This window comes from Arthrobacter sp. 9E16 (assembly GCF_002929435.1).
Taxonomy (GTDB): domain Bacteria; phylum Actinomycetota; class Actinomycetes; order Actinomycetales; family Micrococcaceae; genus Arthrobacter_B; species Arthrobacter_B sunyaminii.
The window spans coordinates 598,544-615,176 of the sequence record NZ_PJIU01000002.1; the positions used below are offsets into that span (position 1 = coordinate 598,544).

General features: G+C 64.9%; 14 protein-coding genes. 10 read left to right on the top strand and 4 right to left on the bottom strand.

Going from position 1 to position 16,633, the window contains the following annotated elements; translation table 11 throughout:
- The first annotated feature begins 45 nt into the window (after nt 1–45).
- From CXR00_RS09455 to CXR00_RS09495, 9 genes are all read left to right on the top strand, one after another.
- Complete coding sequence (locus CXR00_RS09455) at nt 46–1,023, top strand: FKBP-type peptidyl-prolyl cis-trans isomerase (protein ID WP_146067222.1); 978 nt, start codon at nt 46–48, stop codon at nt 1,021–1,023.
- A gap of 54 nt (nt 1,024–1,077) precedes the next feature.
- A complete protein-coding gene (locus CXR00_RS09460) occupies nt 1,078–1,473 on the top strand; it encodes an FKBP-type peptidyl-prolyl cis-trans isomerase (protein ID WP_104054257.1) in 396 nt (131 codons plus the stop codon).
- A gap of 132 nt (nt 1,474–1,605) precedes the next feature.
- Nucleotides 1,606–3,639 carry a YafY family protein gene (locus tag CXR00_RS09465; protein ID WP_146068471.1) on the top strand — a complete coding sequence of 678 codons (2,034 nt, stop codon included), beginning with the start codon at nt 1,606–1,608 and terminating at the stop codon, nt 3,637–3,639.
- A gap of 62 nt (nt 3,640–3,701) precedes the next feature.
- The gene (locus tag CXR00_RS09470; protein WP_104054259.1) at nt 3,702–4,040 is read left to right on the top strand and encodes a hypothetical protein; all 339 of its coding nucleotides are present in this window, start codon (nt 3,702–3,704) and stop codon (nt 4,038–4,040) included.
- A 32-nt stretch (nt 4,041–4,072) separates the two neighbouring features.
- Entirely contained in the window at nt 4,073–4,381 is a 309-nt protein-coding gene (gene tatA / locus CXR00_RS09475) for a Sec-independent protein translocase subunit TatA (RefSeq protein WP_104054260.1), read from the top strand.
- Between the two features lie 5 nt (nt 4,382–4,386).
- Nucleotides 4,387–5,214 (top strand): twin-arginine translocase subunit TatC, encoded by an 828-nt coding sequence (gene tatC, locus CXR00_RS09480; RefSeq protein ID WP_104054261.1) that lies wholly within the window; start codon nt 4,387–4,389, stop codon nt 5,212–5,214.
- Nucleotides 5,215–5,312: 98 nt separating this feature from the next.
- Entirely contained in the window at nt 5,313–8,168 is a 2,856-nt protein-coding gene (locus CXR00_RS09485; protein ID WP_104054262.1) for an RNA helicase, read from the top strand.
- A gap of 107 nt (nt 8,169–8,275) precedes the next feature.
- Nucleotides 8,276–9,919, top strand: a complete 1,644-nt coding sequence (locus tag CXR00_RS09490; RefSeq protein WP_258060353.1) for an amidohydrolase — start codon at nt 8,276–8,278, stop codon at nt 9,917–9,919.
- A 431-nt stretch (nt 9,920–10,350) separates the two neighbouring features.
- Nucleotides 10,351–11,079 carry a polyprenol monophosphomannose synthase gene (locus tag CXR00_RS09495; protein WP_104054263.1) on the top strand — a complete coding sequence of 243 codons (729 nt, stop codon included), beginning with the start codon at nt 10,351–10,353 and terminating at the stop codon, nt 11,077–11,079.
- Nucleotides 11,080–11,168: 89 nt separating this feature from the next.
- On the opposite strand, the gene CXR00_RS09500 is transcribed toward CXR00_RS09495, so the two are convergent.
- The 4 genes from CXR00_RS09500 to CXR00_RS09515 form a co-directional block, all read right to left on the bottom strand.
- Nucleotides 11,169–11,522, bottom strand: coding sequence for an RNA polymerase-binding protein RbpA (locus CXR00_RS09500; RefSeq protein WP_104054264.1), 354 nt, complete (start codon nt 11,520–11,522; stop codon nt 11,169–11,171).
- Between the two features lie 287 nt (nt 11,523–11,809).
- Nucleotides 11,810–12,853 (bottom strand): SPFH domain-containing protein, encoded by a 1,044-nt coding sequence (locus CXR00_RS09505; protein WP_104054265.1) that lies wholly within the window; start codon nt 12,851–12,853, stop codon nt 11,810–11,812.
- A gap of 90 nt (nt 12,854–12,943) precedes the next feature.
- Complete coding sequence (locus CXR00_RS09510) at nt 12,944–13,468, bottom strand: NfeD family protein (RefSeq protein ID WP_104054266.1); 525 nt, start codon at nt 13,466–13,468, stop codon at nt 12,944–12,946.
- 173 nt (nt 13,469–13,641) lie between these two features.
- A complete protein-coding gene (locus tag CXR00_RS09515) occupies nt 13,642–14,490 on the bottom strand; it encodes a putative RNA methyltransferase (protein WP_104054267.1) in 849 nt (282 codons plus the stop codon).
- Between the two features lie 74 nt (nt 14,491–14,564).
- On the opposite strand from CXR00_RS09515, the gene CXR00_RS09520 reads away from it, so the two are divergent.
- Nucleotides 14,565–16,628: a S9 family peptidase gene (locus tag CXR00_RS09520; RefSeq protein ID WP_104054268.1), complete on the top strand. Its 2,064-nt coding sequence runs from the start codon at nt 14,565–14,567 to the stop codon at nt 16,626–16,628.
- The last annotated feature ends 5 nt before the right edge of the window (nt 16,629–16,633 follow it).

A 16,633-nucleotide genomic window follows, 5' to 3' on the forward strand; every position in this document is an offset into this window, starting at 1 on the left:
CGGAAAAATCGCGGGCCCCATCTGTCCACCACTGAAAGAAGTAGTGTGCGAAAAGTACTAGCCGTAAGTTTGTCCGCCCTGCTTTTCCTGTCCGCCTGCGGCACAGAGGAAGAGCAAAAATCCGCCGGACAGGCCGGAGTGTTTGACTCCGTGAAGGTCAAGGTCGAAGACGCGGAGACGGTTCCCGAAGTGGAGTTCGATGCTCCGCTGGACATCACCGAAAGTGCCGCCAAGGTTGTTCACACCGGTGACGGCGAAGAAGTAGCCGACGGCCAGAGCATCACCTTCAAGTTTGTGGCGCTGAACGCCGAAGATGCGAGCGTGCTGGGGGACACCTACTCACAGGCGGCCTCCACGCTGCCGGTCAATGACATGCTGAAGGAACAGGACCCGGTGCTCTACGAGGTCCTTCTTGGAGCCAAGGTTGGCTCCCAGATTGCCTACGCCTTCCCTGACGCCCAGGCCCAGGCCAGCGGTGCCGAGGACGCAGAGGAGCAGCCCACACAGGTGATGGTGCTCAACGTCCTGAGCACCCAGGACACCGTTCCGATGCTGGACAAGGACGAGGCAGCCGCCCGCAACGCAGACGGCACGCTCCTGATGAGCCAGGATGAAGTTGCTGCCCTTGAAGGGGACGGCAAGCTCCCCAAGGTGACCTTCGGTGACGACGGCGTTCCCGCCGTGGAGATCCCCGAGGACGCCGTGGAACCTGAAAAGCTCATCGTGAAGGTGCTCGAAGAGGGCGAGGGCGCTGCCCTGACCGAGACCAGCACCGTCAAGGCCAACTACCTGGGCGTTGGCCTCCGCGACGGCGAGACCTTCGATTCCAGTTACGAGCAGGGCGAGGCAATCGAATTCCCGCTGGACGGCGTCATTTCCGGGTGGACCTACGGACTGTCCGGCCAGAAGGCCGGCGCCAAGGTGCTGCTGGTCATCCCGACAGAGCTCGCCTACGGCGATCCGGCCCAGAACGGCCCGTCCGGCCCGCTGGTGTTTGTCGTGGACATCGAGGAAGTCAAGTAGCGTTAGTAGCTGAACACAGCATCAACGCGGGAAACCGCCGCAGCGAGGAGCACCATGTCATTTGGAAAGCGTGAATACGACCGCCAGAAGCCGGAGATTGATTTTCCGGACCACGAGGCACCCACTGATCTCTTGATCGAAGACATCGTGGTGGGCGACGGCCGCGAGGCCAAGGCCGGAGACACCGTCTCCACCCACTACGTGGGAGTTGCCTTTTCGACGGGCGAGGAATTCGACGCCTCGTGGAACCGCGGCACCCCGCTGGACTTCAAGGTAGGAGTCGGCCAGGTCATCCAGGGCTGGGACCAGGGCCTGCTGGGCATGAAGGTCGGCGGCCGCCGCCGGTTGGAAATCCCCGCCTCCATGGCATACGGAGACCGCGGCGCCGGTTCGGCCGTGGCACCCGGAGAGTCCCTGATCTTCGTGGTTGACCTGCTGGGCGTCCGCTAATCCGGAACCCCGTCTCGAGGCGGGCCGGCAGCTGCACTGCAGCTGCCGGCCCGCCTTTTTAGTTCCCGCACTTCTGCATCCGGAACCCTGTGCGGTCCGCATCGTCCAGCGGAGCGCGGTAGATTGGCTTCCGTGTCCGCCAACAGAACCGAACGCCTCCTTAACCTCGTGATTGCCCTGCTGTCCACCCGCCGGGGCTTCACGAAGCACGAACTTTTCGAAGAGATTGAGCTGTACAGCGAAGCGCCGTCCACCGCTGCCCGTGAAAAACTCTTCGACCGGGACAAGGCCTTCCTGCGTGAGCAGGGCATCCCCGTGGAGTCCTACAGCGAAGAAACGCTCTACGACCAGGACAACTCCGTCCGCCGCTACCGCATACGTGCCGATCAGTACCGCCTCCCCGGAGTACGTTTCACACCCGAAGAATCAGCGGTCCTTGCCCTGGCCGCCGGCATGTGGGAGCAGGCCTCCCTGGGGTCAGCGGCGGCACGGGCACTGCGCAAGCTCCAGGCCCGCGGAGTGGAAGCAAAAGATGCTGCCGCCAGTGTGCTGCAGCCCCGGATCCGTACCAACGATCCGCATTTTGAGACGGTCTGGAAAGCCACCGTCACCCGTACGCCCATATCGTTTGGCTACCGCCCGGCGGACCGCATCCGCAGTGCCGTCGATACCCCAACGAAGCCCGTCCGGCGACGCAGCACCGTGCGCCATCTGCAGCCGTGGGGGATGGGCAGCCGGTTTGGCCACTGGTACGTCGTGGGATGGGATCTGGACCGGAAAGCCGAGCGTTTCTTTCGGCTCTCCCGCATGAGCGCACCGGTTACGCTCGGCGAAGGCAGTTATCAGGTTCCCGAGAGCTTCAGCATTGATGCGTCCCTGGCCTCGCTGGACTCGGTTTTTGCACCGGTTACGGCTGTGATCCGGGTCCGGGAGGGAGCGGCGGCGGAACTGCGCCTGCGGGCCGGCGCGGAACCGGCACCTGCGGAGCAGGCCGGCTGGGAGGAACTGACGCTGACGGTCCCCGACCTGGATGCACTGGCGGCTGACACAGCGGCTCTGGGAGCCCGGGCCGTTGCCGTCCACCCGCCCGAATTCCGTTCAGCTGTCGCTGAACTGCTTCGTCTGGCACTGGAAGCACAGACCAAGCCCGTTCCTGCGTTCACCCTGGCCCGGCGCGCTCCCGCGCCGGCGGCCAGTTCAACGGCCGCGCAGAGCCATCTGACCCGTCTGCTGGATCTGGTGCCCTACGTGCTGGGGAATCAGGGCGCGGATCTGGAAGACACCGCACGCCGCTTTGGCGTCAGCCCGGCACAGCTGGCCACCGACCTGAACCTTCTCTTCGTGAGCGGTCCGCGCCATTACCCCAACGGGCTCATGGACGTGAACTTCGAAAACGGCTCCATTTTCATCGACAATGCCGACGACCTGTCCGAACCGGTCCGGCTGGGCATGGATGAAGCGGCAGCGCTGATGGTGGGGCTGGAAACGCTGGCGGCCCTGCCCGGCGTCGGTGAGTCCCCGGCGCTGGCCAGCGCCCTGGAAAAACTGAGCGTTGCAGCGGGGGAGTCCGCACAGGCCGGCAGCACCGTTGCCGCGCGCCTGGCCGAGCCCGACGGCAGCGCAGCGGTCCTGAACACCCTGCAGCAGGCCATTGCCGGCCACCGGCAGCTGGACCTGCGGTATCTTGTGCCCAGCCGGGACGAAGTGACGGACCGCACCGTGGATCCGCGCCGGCTCTTCTCCGTGAACGATCTCTGGTATCTGGAGGCGTGGTGCCACCGATCCGAAGGCGTGCGGAACTTCCGGGTGGACCGGATCCACCGGGTAACCGACAGCGGCCCGGCGTCCTGGCAGGCTCCGGCTGCCGACGCAGCCTTTCCGTCCGGCCTTTTCCGGCCGGGAGCGGAAGACGTCCTGGTCACCCTGATCACCGGGCCTTCCGCCAGTTGGGTGGAAAGCGCGTACGACGCCGTCCGGCGCGCCGATTTGCCCCGCGGCCGCAGCGCCGTGGAACTGCGGGTGGGCAACACCCGGTGGATACCGGGGTTCATCGCCCGGCAGGGAGGCAGCGTGGCTGTTGCCGCACCGCAGGACCTGCGCAGCGAAACCGCCGGGTGGCTGCGGGCGGCTCTGGAGAATTACGGGGCGGACCCGCAGGGCAGGTAGCCCGTGGGCGACGTAGGGCCGGGAATGCCCGGGCTTGGGGTTTCCGGCACTATGCTGGAACTATGCCTTGGTGGTCCTGGATTTTGATATGGGCGGCGCTGATCGTCGCCGCTGCAGCCTTTTACGCCCTGGTTGGCTGGCGGATTTTCCGCAAACTGATGGCCACGCTGCGTGAAGCGGAGGGTGCCGTCTCGGCACTGGGGGTTGCAGTGCCCGCAGCGGTGGTGCCCGTGGCGGGAACGCCGGAGCAGGAACTTGGCATCTTCGATGATCCCATCCATGCCAAGGCCCGCTACGAAGAAGGAAAAGAGTCGCGGAGGACCGGGCGCCGGGAGCGCCGGGTTGCCCGTCGCCTCGCCAACGGCCAGCCCCGCGCCCTGCGGGACTTCCCAGACCTCTGACGTAAACTGTCTCAAAACGAAAGGACACCGGCATGAACATTCAAGGCTGGCACATTGCAATTCTGGTCGTTCTGGCCATCCTTCTCTTCGGTGCGCCCAAGCTCCCCGGCCTGGCACGCAGCGTGGGGCAGTCCCTGCGAATCTTCAAGTCCGAAGTCCGTCAGATGCAGGATGAAAACAAGTCCGGCTCCACTTCCGAGGACCCGGTGGAGGGCCGCATCGTCAACAACCCTTCGGCCACCGGCACCCCTGCCAGCCCGGTTCCGCCGGCCACCCCCGGCACGCCCGCCAACCCGGCGACCGACCAGCGCCCTGCGGGTAACCCGCCCACCAGCCTGTAACGGCCGTGGCGCTGACCAAAGGGCGCAAAGCCAACCCGGAAGGGCGGATGGCCCTCAAGGACCATCTGCGTGAGGCCCGCAACCGCCTGTTCAAATCCGGCATCGCCGTGGTTTTGGGCACAGTGGCAGGTTTCTTCCTGTACATGCCGGCGTTCAACGCGCTCACCCGGCCGGTCCTGGACGTAGGCAACGAAGACGGGCGGTTTGCCACGATCAACTTCGAAGGGGTGGCAACACCCTTCGACCAGATGATCCAGGTATCCGTCTTCCTCGGACTGCTGATGTCCTGCCCGGTATGGCTTTACCAGCTGTGGGCGTTCATTACGCCGGGACTGAAGACCAAGGAACGCCGCATGGCGCTGGGCTTCATGGCTGCGTCCGTACCCCTGTTCCTAGGCGGCGTGGCGCTGGCCTGGATCCTTCTGCCCAGTGCCATCGAGGTGCTCACCGGCTTCACCCCCGAGGGCAGCGCCAACGTGATCACAGCCAGTGTTTACCTGGCTTTCGTGCTTCGGCTCCTGCTGGCGTTTGGCATTGCATTCCTCATTCCCGTGGTGCTGGTGGGCCTGAACATGACCGGCATCCTGCCCGGCAAGCTCATCGTCAAGTACTGGCGGATCACCATCTTCCTGATCTGCGTCTTCGCTGCCATGGCGGCTCCGGGCGGCGACGCCCTCACCATGTTCTACATGGCTGCACCGCTGCTGCTGCTCTTTGGGCTGGCCGTTGGGATCTGCCTCATCAATGACAAGCGCCGTGCCAAAAGGAACGCTGCCCGCGAGGCGGCCGTCAGCGCCTCCGTCGACACAGCAACACCGCTGGAAAACCTCTAGCACGGCTCAGCCGGGAACAGCAGGCAAGCGATTTCAGCCCAAGGCGGAGCAGGAGCCCTATGGCGCCGCAGCGGCCGCGCAGAGTCTAGTCTGGAAACATGACTTCCCCGTCGGAGCGGTACCTGGCCGCGAAAGAACGTTCCGAGCACTCCAAGACCCGTTTGGCAGTCTTCGAGCAGCAGCTTGGCTTTGACCTTGATCCCTTCCAATCAGAGGCCTGCCGGTCCGTCGAATCCGGCCGCGGTGTCCTGGTTGCCGCGCCGACCGGCGCCGGAAAAACCGTGGTGGGGGAGTTCGCCGTCTACATGGCCCTTGAACGCGGGCTGAAGGCGTTTTACACCACCCCGATCAAGGCCCTGAGCAACCAGAAATACCTCGAGCTGTCCGCATCGTACGGATCCGACCGCGTGGGACTGCTCACCGGGGACACCAGCATCAATCCCGATGCCGACGTCGTCGTCATGACCACCGAGGTCCTGCGCAACATGCTGTACTCCAATTCGTCCACACTGGATGAGCTGGGCTACGTGGTGATGGATGAGGTGCACTACCTGGCCGACAGGTTCCGCGGCGCGGTGTGGGAAGAGGTCATCATCCACCTAAGTTCGGACGTGCAGCTGGTGTCGCTGAGCGCCACGGTCTCGAACGCCGAGGAATTCGGCGCGTGGCTGGACACTGTCCGGGGGGACACCGACGTCGTGGTCTCCGAACACCGGCCCGTTCCGCTGTGGCAGCACGTCATGGTGGGCCGGGACATCATGGACCTCTTCGAAGCCGATGTCTCCTTCGACGAGGCTGCGGAACCCGAGCAGCCCGCCGGCGTCCAGGAACGGTACCGGGTGAACCCCGAACTGCTGGAGCTAGCCCGCGCCGAATCCCGGATCAACCAGCGCGGCCACGGCGGACACTGGGGAGGCTCGCGCGGTTCCTCACGCAACGGCCACCGCGACGCCTCCCGGCGCGGCCACTCCGGTCCGCCCATCAGCAGGATTCCGAAGGCTTCCCGTCCCGCGGTGATTTCCCAGCTGGACAAACGCGGACTGCTTCCGGCCATCACCTTCATCTTTTCCCGCAACGGCTGCGAAGGTGCAGTGCGCCAGTGCGTCGATTCCGGCCTTTGGCTGACCAGCGAGCCGGAACGGACCGCCATTGCACGCATTGTGGACGAAGCCAGCCAGGACATCCCCGAGGACGACTTGGAAGTCCTGGGATTCTGGACCTGGCGGGAAGGCCTGATCCGCGGATTTGCCGCCCACCACGCCGGCATGCTGCCCACCTTCAAGGAGGTGGTGGAACGGCTGTTTACCGCCGGGCTGGTCCGGGCCGTGTTTGCCACTGAAACCCTCGCCCTCGGCATCAATATGCCGGCCCGCACCGTTGTTTTGGAAAAGCTGGACAAGTTCAACGGCGAAGCCCACGTGGACATCACGGCGGGGGAGTACACCCAGCTCACGGGACGTGCCGGCCGCCGCGGCATCGACGTCGAGGGCCACGCCGTGGTGCTGTGGCAGCCCGGTACCGATCCGGCCGCCGTCGCCGGCCTGGCCTCCAGGCGGACCTATCCGCTGAACTCCAGCTTCCGCCCCACCTACAACATGAGTATCAACTTGATGGCCCAGTTCGGGCGGGAACGGTCCCGGGAAATCCTGGAATCCTCCTTCGCCCAGTTCCAGGCCGACCGCTCCGTGGTGGGACTGGCCAAGCAGGTCCGCTCCCGGGAGGAATCCCTGGCCGGATATGAAAAGGCCATGACCTGCCACCTGGGCGATTTCACGGAGTACGCAGCCCTGCGCCGGGAACTGTCCGACCTCGAGACACAGGCCTCAAAGACACGGGCCCGCGACCGCCGCTCCGCCGTGGCAGCATCCCTGGACGGGCTGGTGCCGGGCGACGTCATTCTGATTCCCGGCGGCCGGAACTCCGGCTACGCCGTGGTGCTGCCGCAGGAATCCTCACCAGGCCGCGAGGCACGAACCACAGTCCTGACCGAGGACAAGCAGGTCCGCAGAATCACCGCGCAGGAACTGGAAGGCGCCGTGGAAACGGTGTCACACATCCGAATTCCCAAATCCTTCAACTCACGGGTGACGAAGGACCGCCGGGACCTGGCATCCTCGGTCCGCAACGCCCTGCATGAGCACCGTCCGCCGCGGGCTTCCACCAAGCGCGGCGGAGCCCTCCACGTTGGCGGCGCCAGCCGGCAGGAACAGGCCATCACCGAGCTGCGCCGGAAAATGCGGGCACATCCCTGCCACGGCTGCAGCGACCGGGAGAACCACGCACGCTGGGCCGAACGCTGGTGGAAACTGCGCCGCGAAACGGACAACTTGGTGGGCCAGATCCGCGGCCGCACCAACACCATCGCCAAGACCTTTGACCGTGTGTGCGATGTGCTGGGCCGCTACGGATATGTGGCTCCGGACGAAACCGGGCGCGTGGTGGTGACGCCGAACGGACAGAAGCTGCGCCGCATCTACGGCGAAAAGGACCTGCTGATAGCCCTGTCGCTGCAAAACGGGGCCTTTGACGACGTCGACGCGGCCGAGCTGGCAGCACTGGCCACCGCACTCGTGTACCAGGCAAAGCGGGAAGAGCGGGGGCTGCGTCCGAAGCTGCCCAGCATTTCTCTCGAGGTTGCCATGGATGTCATCATTCGCCAGTGGTCCCAGCTGACCGACCTGGAAGAGTCCGAACGGCTGCCCCAAACCGGTGAGCCGGACCTCGGCCTGGTGTGGCCCATGTACAAGTGGGCCAAGGGAAAGCACCTTCAGCTGGCCCTGAACGGCACCGAACTTGCTGCCGGAGACTTTGTCCGGTGGACCAAACAGGTGATTGACCTGCTCGACCAAATGGCCAAGGTGCCGGACCTGCCCGCAGGCCTGCGCCGGCGCTGCATTGACGCCATCGGGCTGATCCGCCGCGGCGTGGTCGCCTATTCGGCGGTCAGCGAGTAAACCCGATCCTCCCGCCCGCCGGCTTCCCCGGCGGGCATCCCTCCTCAACCGCGTCCGTTGCCGGTGTGAGGCAGAATAGTCCAGCACTACAGAAAACAGGTAAGTCCTTGAATGCCAATCCCGCCCCCAGCAGCCCGAAGCTGACGTTGTACCGCAACGGATCCGTCTACAGCGCCGCGGACCCGTTTGCCACAGCAATGCTGGTGGAAGGAGACACCGTCGCCTGGGTTGGATCCGAGCAGGCCGCCGCCTCGCTGCAGGACAGCCGCATGGACGTGGTTGATCTGGGCGGCGCACTCATCACGCCGGGTTTCGTGGACGCACATGCGCACATCACCGAAACCGGTGCAGCGCTCTCATCGCTTGACCTGACGAACGCAGCCTCGCTCACCGAGCTCCTGGACCTGGTGGCCCAGGCGGCAGCCGGCACTGAAGGGCTGATCGTGGGTTACGGATGGGACGAGTCGTCCTGGCCCGAACGCAGAGTCCCCACCGCCGCAGAACTTGATGCCGCTTCGGGGTCCCGCCCCGTGTACCTTGCACGCACGGATGTGCACTGTGCCGTGGTTTCCGGAACCCTCGCAGCCGCGCTGAACCTGGCCGCTCACGACGGGTGGGACAACGGCTTTGTGGTGCGTGCAGCGCACACCCTGGCCCGGACCGCGTCCCGCTCCCTGGATCTCGCCCAGCGCTCCCGCTACCAGCAGGCTGCGCTGAAGCATGCCGCCGCGCACGGCATCATCGCCGTCACCGAGATGGCAGCCCCGCATATTTCTCCGGTGGAAGACCTGCGCCAGTTGATGGGGTTGGACGGATCGCTCGGTGCCGGCCCGCTGCCCGAGGTGCTGCCTTACTGGGGGCAGCTCGTCCAGTCCGAGTCAGAGTTGGCCGAGGTCACGGCACCCTTCGAAGGCAGGCTGCGCGGCCTCGCCGGAGACCTGAACATGGACGGCTCCATCGGCGCCCGGACAGCAGCGCTTCGGACTCCCTACACGGATGCACCCGAGACCAGCGGCACCCTGTACCTGACCGCCGAACAGGCCGGACGCCATTTGGAGCTGGCAACCCGGGCAGGATTGCAGGGCGGTTTTCACGTTATCGGAGACGCCGGCCTGGACACGGTCCTTGCCGGGCTCCGAATCGCCGCGGACGCTGTGGGGGAGGAGCAGATCCGCGCGTCCCACCACCGGTTGGAGCATGTGGAGATGGCCGACGACGCCGCCATCGCCGAGATGGTCCGCTACGGGGTCATTGCCAGCATGCAGCCGGGCTTCGATGCCGCCTGGGGCAGCAGCGGCGGACTCTATGAGCAGCGGCTGGGGGAACGCAGCAGCTCCATGAACCGGTTTGCGTCCCTGCTCTCTGCCGGCGTCCTGGTTGCCCTGGGCTCCGACGGTCCGGTTATGCCGCTGGATCCCTGGTCTGCTGTCCGGGCTGCAGTTTTCCATTCCAATGCAGCGGAACGCATTTCCTCACGTGCCGCCTTCATCGGTCACACCCGGGCGGGATGGCGTGCCGCAGGATCGGGGAACTTCATGCTGGGGCAGCTGGCACCGGGCGCCCCCGCCTCCTATGCCGTGTGGGAGGTTGAAGAATTGATGGTCCAGACCCCTGAAGGCAAGGGTGCGGCGTGGAGCACTGATCCCCGAGCGGGAACCCCGCTGCTGCCGGCCCTGGATACGGCTCACCAGCCGCGCTGCCTGCTGACCGTGCACAACGGCACAGAACTCTACCGGTCAGTAGGTTTTTAGGATCTGCTTGCCGCAATCGACTCGGCGGCTCGCCCGCGTGACCTGCACTAACAAGTAAGAGCCCTAGTCAGAGGCTTGTTGACACATTCGTGTCAACACGTAGGCTAGGGGAATCGCGGCGGGCCCTCGGGAAACTGAACCCGCCGTGCGCGCAAAATAATGCGTGCGAAGTGTTAAGCACTGCAGGTACAGAGTGCGCATCAGGGGCAGTTTCAGCCGTCAGTAGAAAACAGTTCCGGCCTCGGCCGGTTCTGGCCCGAAGGCGGATGAGGCTGCCCCTCTGCGTGCACCGGGGCAGGGTATGTGACCGGCACTGCACCGGTATTTGCAAGGGCGGGGCATGCGGGACCCATATACTGGGAAGTCTTGTCGGGGTAAGAACCCCAGTGGCTGCGTTCTTCGCGGCCTGTCCCCAATGAAAGGCAACCTGAGTGCGCGTCCTGACCATCATCCCGACCTACAACGAAATCGAATCGCTTCCCAAGACGCTTCAGCGGCTGCGGCTGGCGGTGCCGGATTCGGATGTGCTGATCGCGGACGATAACAGCCCCGACGGCACCGGCGCCTATGCGGATGAGATTGCCGCCAAGGACCCCCAGGTGCACGTTCTGCACCGGAAGGGCAAAGAGGGGCTCGGCGCCGCGTACATCGCCGGCTTCCGGTGGGGTCTGGAGCGGGACTACGACATCCTCGTTGAAATGGACGCCGACGGATCGCACAAGCCCGAGCAGCTGCCGTTGCTGCTGGCTGCCGCGGAAAGCGGCGCTGACCTGGTGATCGGTTCACGCTGGGTGCCGGGCGGCTCCGTCGTCAACTGGCCCCTGCACCGCAAGATCCTGTCCCGGGGAGGAAGCACTTATTCGCGCCTCATGCTGGGAATCGGAGTCCGTGACATCACGGCAGGTTTCCGGGCGTTCCGACGCACCACGCTGGAAAAGCTGGACCTCAGTGCCGTGGAGTCCGTGGGCTACGGCTTCCAGGTGGACATGACTTTCCGTGTCGCCCGGCTGGGACTTCGGATCCAGGAAGTTCCGATTACGTTTGTGGAGCGTGAATTCGGTGCTTCCAAGATGAGCGGCAACATCGTCTTCGAAGCCATCGCCAATGTCACGAAGTGGGGACTCGGCGCCCGCTGGAAGAAGCTGACGCGCCGCGGCTAGGACCGGCTGTTAACAGAAGAGGGAGGGCGGTTGCCGTACGGCAACCGCCCTCCCTCTTCTGTTAGGTCCGCACCAGCGGGCCGGTGACCTTACTTCGAGGCTGAAGTGCGCTCTCCGCGCCGCTCCCGAAGGATGGTCAGACGATCCTGGAGAATCGTTTCCAGTTCCTCAATGCTGCGCCGTTCCAGCAGCATGTCCCAGTGGGTGCGCACCGGCTTGTCATTGCTGGTGTCCGGCTTCTCGCCGTCTACCAGGAGGGCTTCCTTACCGGTCTTGGATACCCACACCGGGGGAACGTCGGCCTCGGCGGCGAACGTCACGAATACCCGTTCGCCGTCCTCGCAGCGGTATTCCACCCGCTGGCGGGGAGCCGGCTCTACGCCGGATTCAGTCTCCATGCTCTGCGCGCCAAGGCGCATACCCCGCAGGCTGCGATCGCTCATCTTTTCTCCCTCTTCAGTCCGAAGGATCCCGGAGGATCCATCTGTAGTGCTGTTGGTACCGTTCCGCCCCGGTACCGTCAAAAGTTTGTGCCGCACGCCGGCTTGGACGCGTTCGGAGCGTTCGAACCGATGTGCCGTCCCGAAGGCGGCCCACTGGAGTCAACGCGGATGACGTGCGGAATGTTCCGTCACGTTGTCCGCGGGGTGTCTCCAGGGGCGGGCCAAAGGGAAGACCCCGGCAAACAACCAATTATACCGGGCGCCGGCGCTTTGCCGTAACCGCCCGGTTAGAGAGCGGCGTCGGGGGAGTCGGCAAGGGTGGGAGAGGCCGGAGAGGCTGCAGTGACCGGAGCCGTCTTGGCGGCTGCCGTGCCGTCACCGGCGGGAGCAGTGTGTCCGGTGCCGTTCGACGTCCCGTTCGACGAGCCGTTGGCAGAAAAGCTGTCCGGTACATAATTACCCAGAGCACTGCCCACGCCCTTGAGCGCTTCACCCAGCTCGCTGGGAATGATCCACAGCTTATTGGAGGTTCCCTCAGCCAGCTTCGGCAGAGTCTGCAGGTACTGGTAGGCCAGGAGCTTCTGGTCCGGATTCCCCTTATGGATGGCCTCGAAAACCTTGGCGATAGCCTGTGATTCGCCGTCGGCCCGGAGGATATCCGCCTTGGCATCACCTTCGGCGGCAAGGATGGCTGCCTGCCGGCGGCCTTCCGCGTTCAGGATCTGTGCCTGCTTGGTACCTTCGGCCGTCAGAATGGTGGCACGGCGTTCACGCTCGGCGCGCATCTGCTTTTCCATGGAGTCCTGGATCGACAGGGGCGGTTCAATGGCCTTGAGCTCAACACGGGAAACGCGGATGCCCCAGCGGCCGGTTGCCTCGTCGAGGACGCCGCGCAGCTGGCCGTTGATGCGGTCACGCGAGGTCAGCGCCTCTTCCAGGTTCAGGCCGCCGACGACGTTGCGCAGTGTGGTGGTGGTGAGCTGCTCGACAGCGTGGATGTAGTTGGCAATCTCGTAGGTGGCGGCGCGCGGATCGGTGACCTGGAAGTAGACGACGGTGTCGATGGACACCACCAGGCTGTCTTCAGTGATTACCTGCTGCGGCGGGAAGGAGACGACCTGTTCGCGGAGGTCCAGCAGCGGCAGCAGCCGGTCCACGAACGGAATGAGGATGGTTAGGCCCGGGTTTAGCGTCCGCTGGTACTTTCCCAGCCGTTCAACAACGCCGGCGCGTGCCTGCGGAATGATCTTGACCGATTTCACCAGGATGACCAGGACAAAAATTATCAGGACAGCCAGAATGATGATGAGGCCGGTTGCTCCGGAACTCATATTCCCCCTTCAGGTTTTGGCCTGCCCGTACGGGCAGGCCTGGTTTTCTGTCGGCGGCATCTGCCGCCGGAATCTTGAGTTGCTTGTGCCTTAGCGCTGGACTCCGGGGTCTTCTGTTGATTCCCCGTCGGAACTGGTGTCGGTGGCATGCGCACCGCCGGGAGCAGCCACGACGACGGCGGTGGCTCCGTCAATGCGGGTCACCAGTGCCGGTGCGCCGGCAGTGAGGCTGGAACCGTCCGGAGTGCGGGCTGTCCAGATGTCGCCGCCGATCTTGACCGTCCCTGCGGACCCGGACACGGTTTCAAGGGTGACAGCGGGCTCGCCGATGAGCCGGTCGATGTTGGACCGCCGGTCCTTGGGGCCGCGTTCCAGATGTTTCAGCGCTATGGGCCGGACAAGGACGATCATCAGCAGCGCCACAATGCAGAAAACCACCACCTGCAGGAACAGGGGCGCACCAAATACGGCTGCCATCATGGCGGCGAGGGCGCCCACGGACAGCATGGCGAAGAACAGGTCCAGCGTCAGCGTTTCAATGGCGGCCAGGGCCAGGAAAAGTACCAGCCAAACGGCCCAGCCGTAGTCGAGCATCCATTGGTATACGTCCTGCATGTCAGTCCCCTTCGGCTCCGCCGGATGCGGTACAGCGGCGGTTGGAGTGTACGGGCGGTGTTGCCCATTGTGCCTGATGCGGCCGGATTAAGTCCGGTGGACACCGTTTGATGGGTATAACGTTTGGGTGCCGCTTTCCGTGTCAGCCATCATAGTGCCGCAGCACGGGGGTGTCAGGCGGCGCGGAACAGTTGCAGTGAGAAGGAAGCAGTCACCGGGATGGATTCCGGGAGTTCCGCCAAATTGTTCCTGAGCAAGTCCCGGTCCAGGTGCCGGGCCGAAGGCCCCATGAGCGCCACATTGCGAATGTCCGCCGCGCTGAGGTCCATGGAGTATGTGCAGTGCCGGGTCTGCTCCGCCCGGAAGTGGTCCTTGACCGCCGCCGCTACCCGGGTCTCCTTCTCGTCGCCGATGTCCAGCATCCCGGCCAAACTGCGAATTTCCTGCAGATGCTCCGGCTGCGGCGTGACAACCGCCAGGATCCCGTTCCCGGCCAGGACGCGGCGGAACTCCGGGACATTGCGCGGTGCAAACACATTAAGGACTGCATCCACTGACGCGTCACCGAGCGGAAGAGGGCGCCACACGTCCCAGACAAGGCAGGTGGCCGCCGGCAGCGCCCGGGCTGCACGGCGAAGGGCGAACTTTGAGATGTCCAGTGCCACTGCAGCTGTGCCGGGAAGGGCCTGGCTTACAGTGCCGAGATAGTAGCCTGTGCCGGCGCCGGCATCGAGGACTGTCCGTGCAGCCGGAACCGCATCCGCAACCATTCGGGCTAATTCCTGCGCCATGGGGCGGTAGTGGGCGGCTGCAAGGAAATCCACCCGCGCCTGCACCATTTCTGCTGTATCGGCAGCGAATTTTGTGCCGCTGCCTGTCAGCAGGTTGAAGTAGCCCTGGCGTGCGGCGTCGTAGCGGTGCCCGCCGGGACAGGTGAGGCTGTGTTCCTGGTCCGTCTCCGCAGAAGACAGCGGCCCGCGGCAGACCGGGCACAGCAGCAGGGAAGGCGTTGCAGAAGGCATCCCTCTATCTTAGGTGCGGTCCGGGACATGCTGACCTCACGTCCGGGACCGGCATCGGTAGTAGGCTCAAGCGCGTGAAACCATGTGATCTGGATCTCCTGACCTCCGTCTCTGCTCCTACCATTCATCCGGACGGCACGCACGCCGTGGTGTCTGCCACCAGACCCGATTTCGCGGCCGACGCCTACGTGGGCCAACTCTGGTCTGTGCCTCTGGGTGACGGGGGCACGCCGCGGCGCCTGACCAGAGGTTTTTCCGACACCCAGCCGCAGTTTTCACCCGACGGGAATATGCTCGCTTTCCTGCGTTCGGCCCCCGGGAGCAAGCCGCAGGTCTTCGCGGTTCCGGCGGCGGGAGGTGAGCCTGTGCAGCTTACCGAGGCCAAAATGGGCGTGACCTGGTTCCGCTTTTCCCCGAATTCCGCCCAGATGGTGTTCACCTCAAGGGTTCCCGTTCACGGCAGGTACGGAACGGTCGACGGCGTCGCCGCAGGCGCGGAGGATCCGCGCCTGATCAGCAGCTTCAAATACCGGGCAAACGGCGCCGGCTACACAGCGGACAAACGGATGCAGGCGTTCCTGCTCGACGTGCCGGCACTGGATGCCGAGCCGTGGATTGAGCCTGCGGGGCGGGTGAAGGAATCCCTCGGCGAGAATGCCGCTGCCGGCCGGTTCCCTGCTGCCCGGCAGCTCACGGACGCCGAAGCCGATGCTTCCGCACCTGTTTTTTCGGCCGACGGCAAGCGCATTCTGTTTACCTCGTCGCTTCATGACACCGCTGATGAGGACCTGGTATCCGACGTTTACTCCCTCGAACTGTCCGGCGGAGTGCCGGAACGTCTCACCAATCCGGACGGTGCGGCCTCTCTGGGTGCCACGTCCCCGACACCGAGCGACGACGGTGAATGGCTGTTCTTCCTGGCCTCGGAGCTTTCCGCGTCCGGCACTGATTTCGTGGCCCGCAACACCTCGCTGTACGTCATGCCGTCGGACGGTTCGGCACCTGCCCGCCGGCTCACCGAGCCGGAGGGCATCGACCTGGCGGAGGGCGGCATCGTTCCCGCCGGGGGTTCAGCGGTTCTGGTTTTCAACCGAACCCGGGGCAGCGTGGAGCTGCTGCGGGTTGATGCCCAAGGCAAACAGGAGGTGCTTGTTGCCGGTCCCCGCGTAATCCAGGGCGCAGCGGCAGCTGCAGGCGCCGTCGTCGTCAGCTATGCCGATGCGCGGACCATGGGAGACGCGGCCGTGTTGGACACGGGAGGGCTCCGGACACTGACGGATTTCTCCGCACCACTGCGTTCGCAAACACGGCTGGCGCCTCTGGCGGAGCAGACGCATCCGTCCCGGGACGGTTACCCGGTACACGGCTGGGTGGCCCTGCCCGAAGGCCCCGGCCCGCATCCGGTGCTGCTGAACATCCACGGCGGACCATTCGCCCAGTTTGACTGTGCCTACTTCGACGAAGCGCAGGCCTACGCAGCCGCCGGTTACGCGGTGGTCCAGTGCAACCCGCGCGGATCGGCCGGGTACGGGCAGGAACACGGCCGGGTGATCAAGGAAGCCATGGGAACCGTGGACTTGGATGACGTCCTGTCCTTCCTGGAAGGGGTGCTCCGGGACCATCCGGAACTGGACAGTGAACGGTTGGGAGTGATGGGCGGGTCCTACGGCGGATACCTCAGCGCATGGACCATCGCCAATGACCACAGGTTCACCGCCGCCATTGTGGAACGCGGGTTCCTGGATCCGCTGTCCTTCATCGGCTCTGCCGATATTGGATGGTTCTTCAGTGCCGCCTACACCGGTGGGGACCCTGCCAAAGTCCTGGCGCAGAGCCCGATGGCCCGGGTGGGAGACGTCCGGACGCCCACCCTGGTCATCCATTCAGAAGAGGATTTGCGCTGTCCGGTGGAGCAGGCACAGCGTTATTACACGGCATTGAAGCAGCACGGGGTTACCACGGAACTGTTGCTGTTTCCGGGCGAGAACCACGAGCTCTCCCGTGCAGGAACTCCCTGGCACCGGAGGCAGCGTTTTGAGCACATCCTGCGCTGGTGGGCACAGTGGCTGCCGACGCCGGAGAACCCGGAGGAGCCGGGGAAGCCGGGGGAGGAGCCGGGGGACGCCGTCGGGCTCTAGATGCG

Bases quoted from the DNA above. Each gene is read 5' to 3' on its own strand.
- CXR00_RS09460 (WP_104054257.1), top strand. From the start codon at position 1,078: ATGTCATTTGGAAAGCGTGAATACGACCGCCAGAAGCCGGAGATTGAT.
- CXR00_RS09470 (WP_104054259.1), top strand. From the start codon at position 3,702: ATGCCTTGGTGGTCCTGGATTTTGATATGGGCGGCGCTGATCGTCGCC.
- tatA (WP_104054260.1), top strand. From the start codon at position 4,073: ATGAACATTCAAGGCTGGCACATTGCAATTCTGGTCGTTCTGGCCATC.
- CXR00_RS09485 (WP_104054262.1), top strand. From the start codon at position 5,313: ATGACTTCCCCGTCGGAGCGGTACCTGGCCGCGAAAGAACGTTCCGAG.
- CXR00_RS09500 (WP_104054264.1), bottom strand. From the start codon at position 11,522: ATGAGCGATCGCAGCCTGCGGGGTATGCGCCTTGGCGCGCAGAGCATG.
- CXR00_RS09505 (WP_104054265.1), bottom strand. From the start codon at position 12,853: ATGAGTTCCGGAGCAACCGGCCTCATCATCATTCTGGCTGTCCTGATA.
- CXR00_RS09510 (WP_104054266.1), bottom strand. From the start codon at position 13,468: ATGCAGGACGTATACCAATGGATGCTCGACTACGGCTGGGCCGTTTGG.
- CXR00_RS09515 (WP_104054267.1), bottom strand. From the start codon at position 14,490: ATGCCTTCTGCAACGCCTTCCCTGCTGCTGTGCCCGGTCTGCCGCGGG.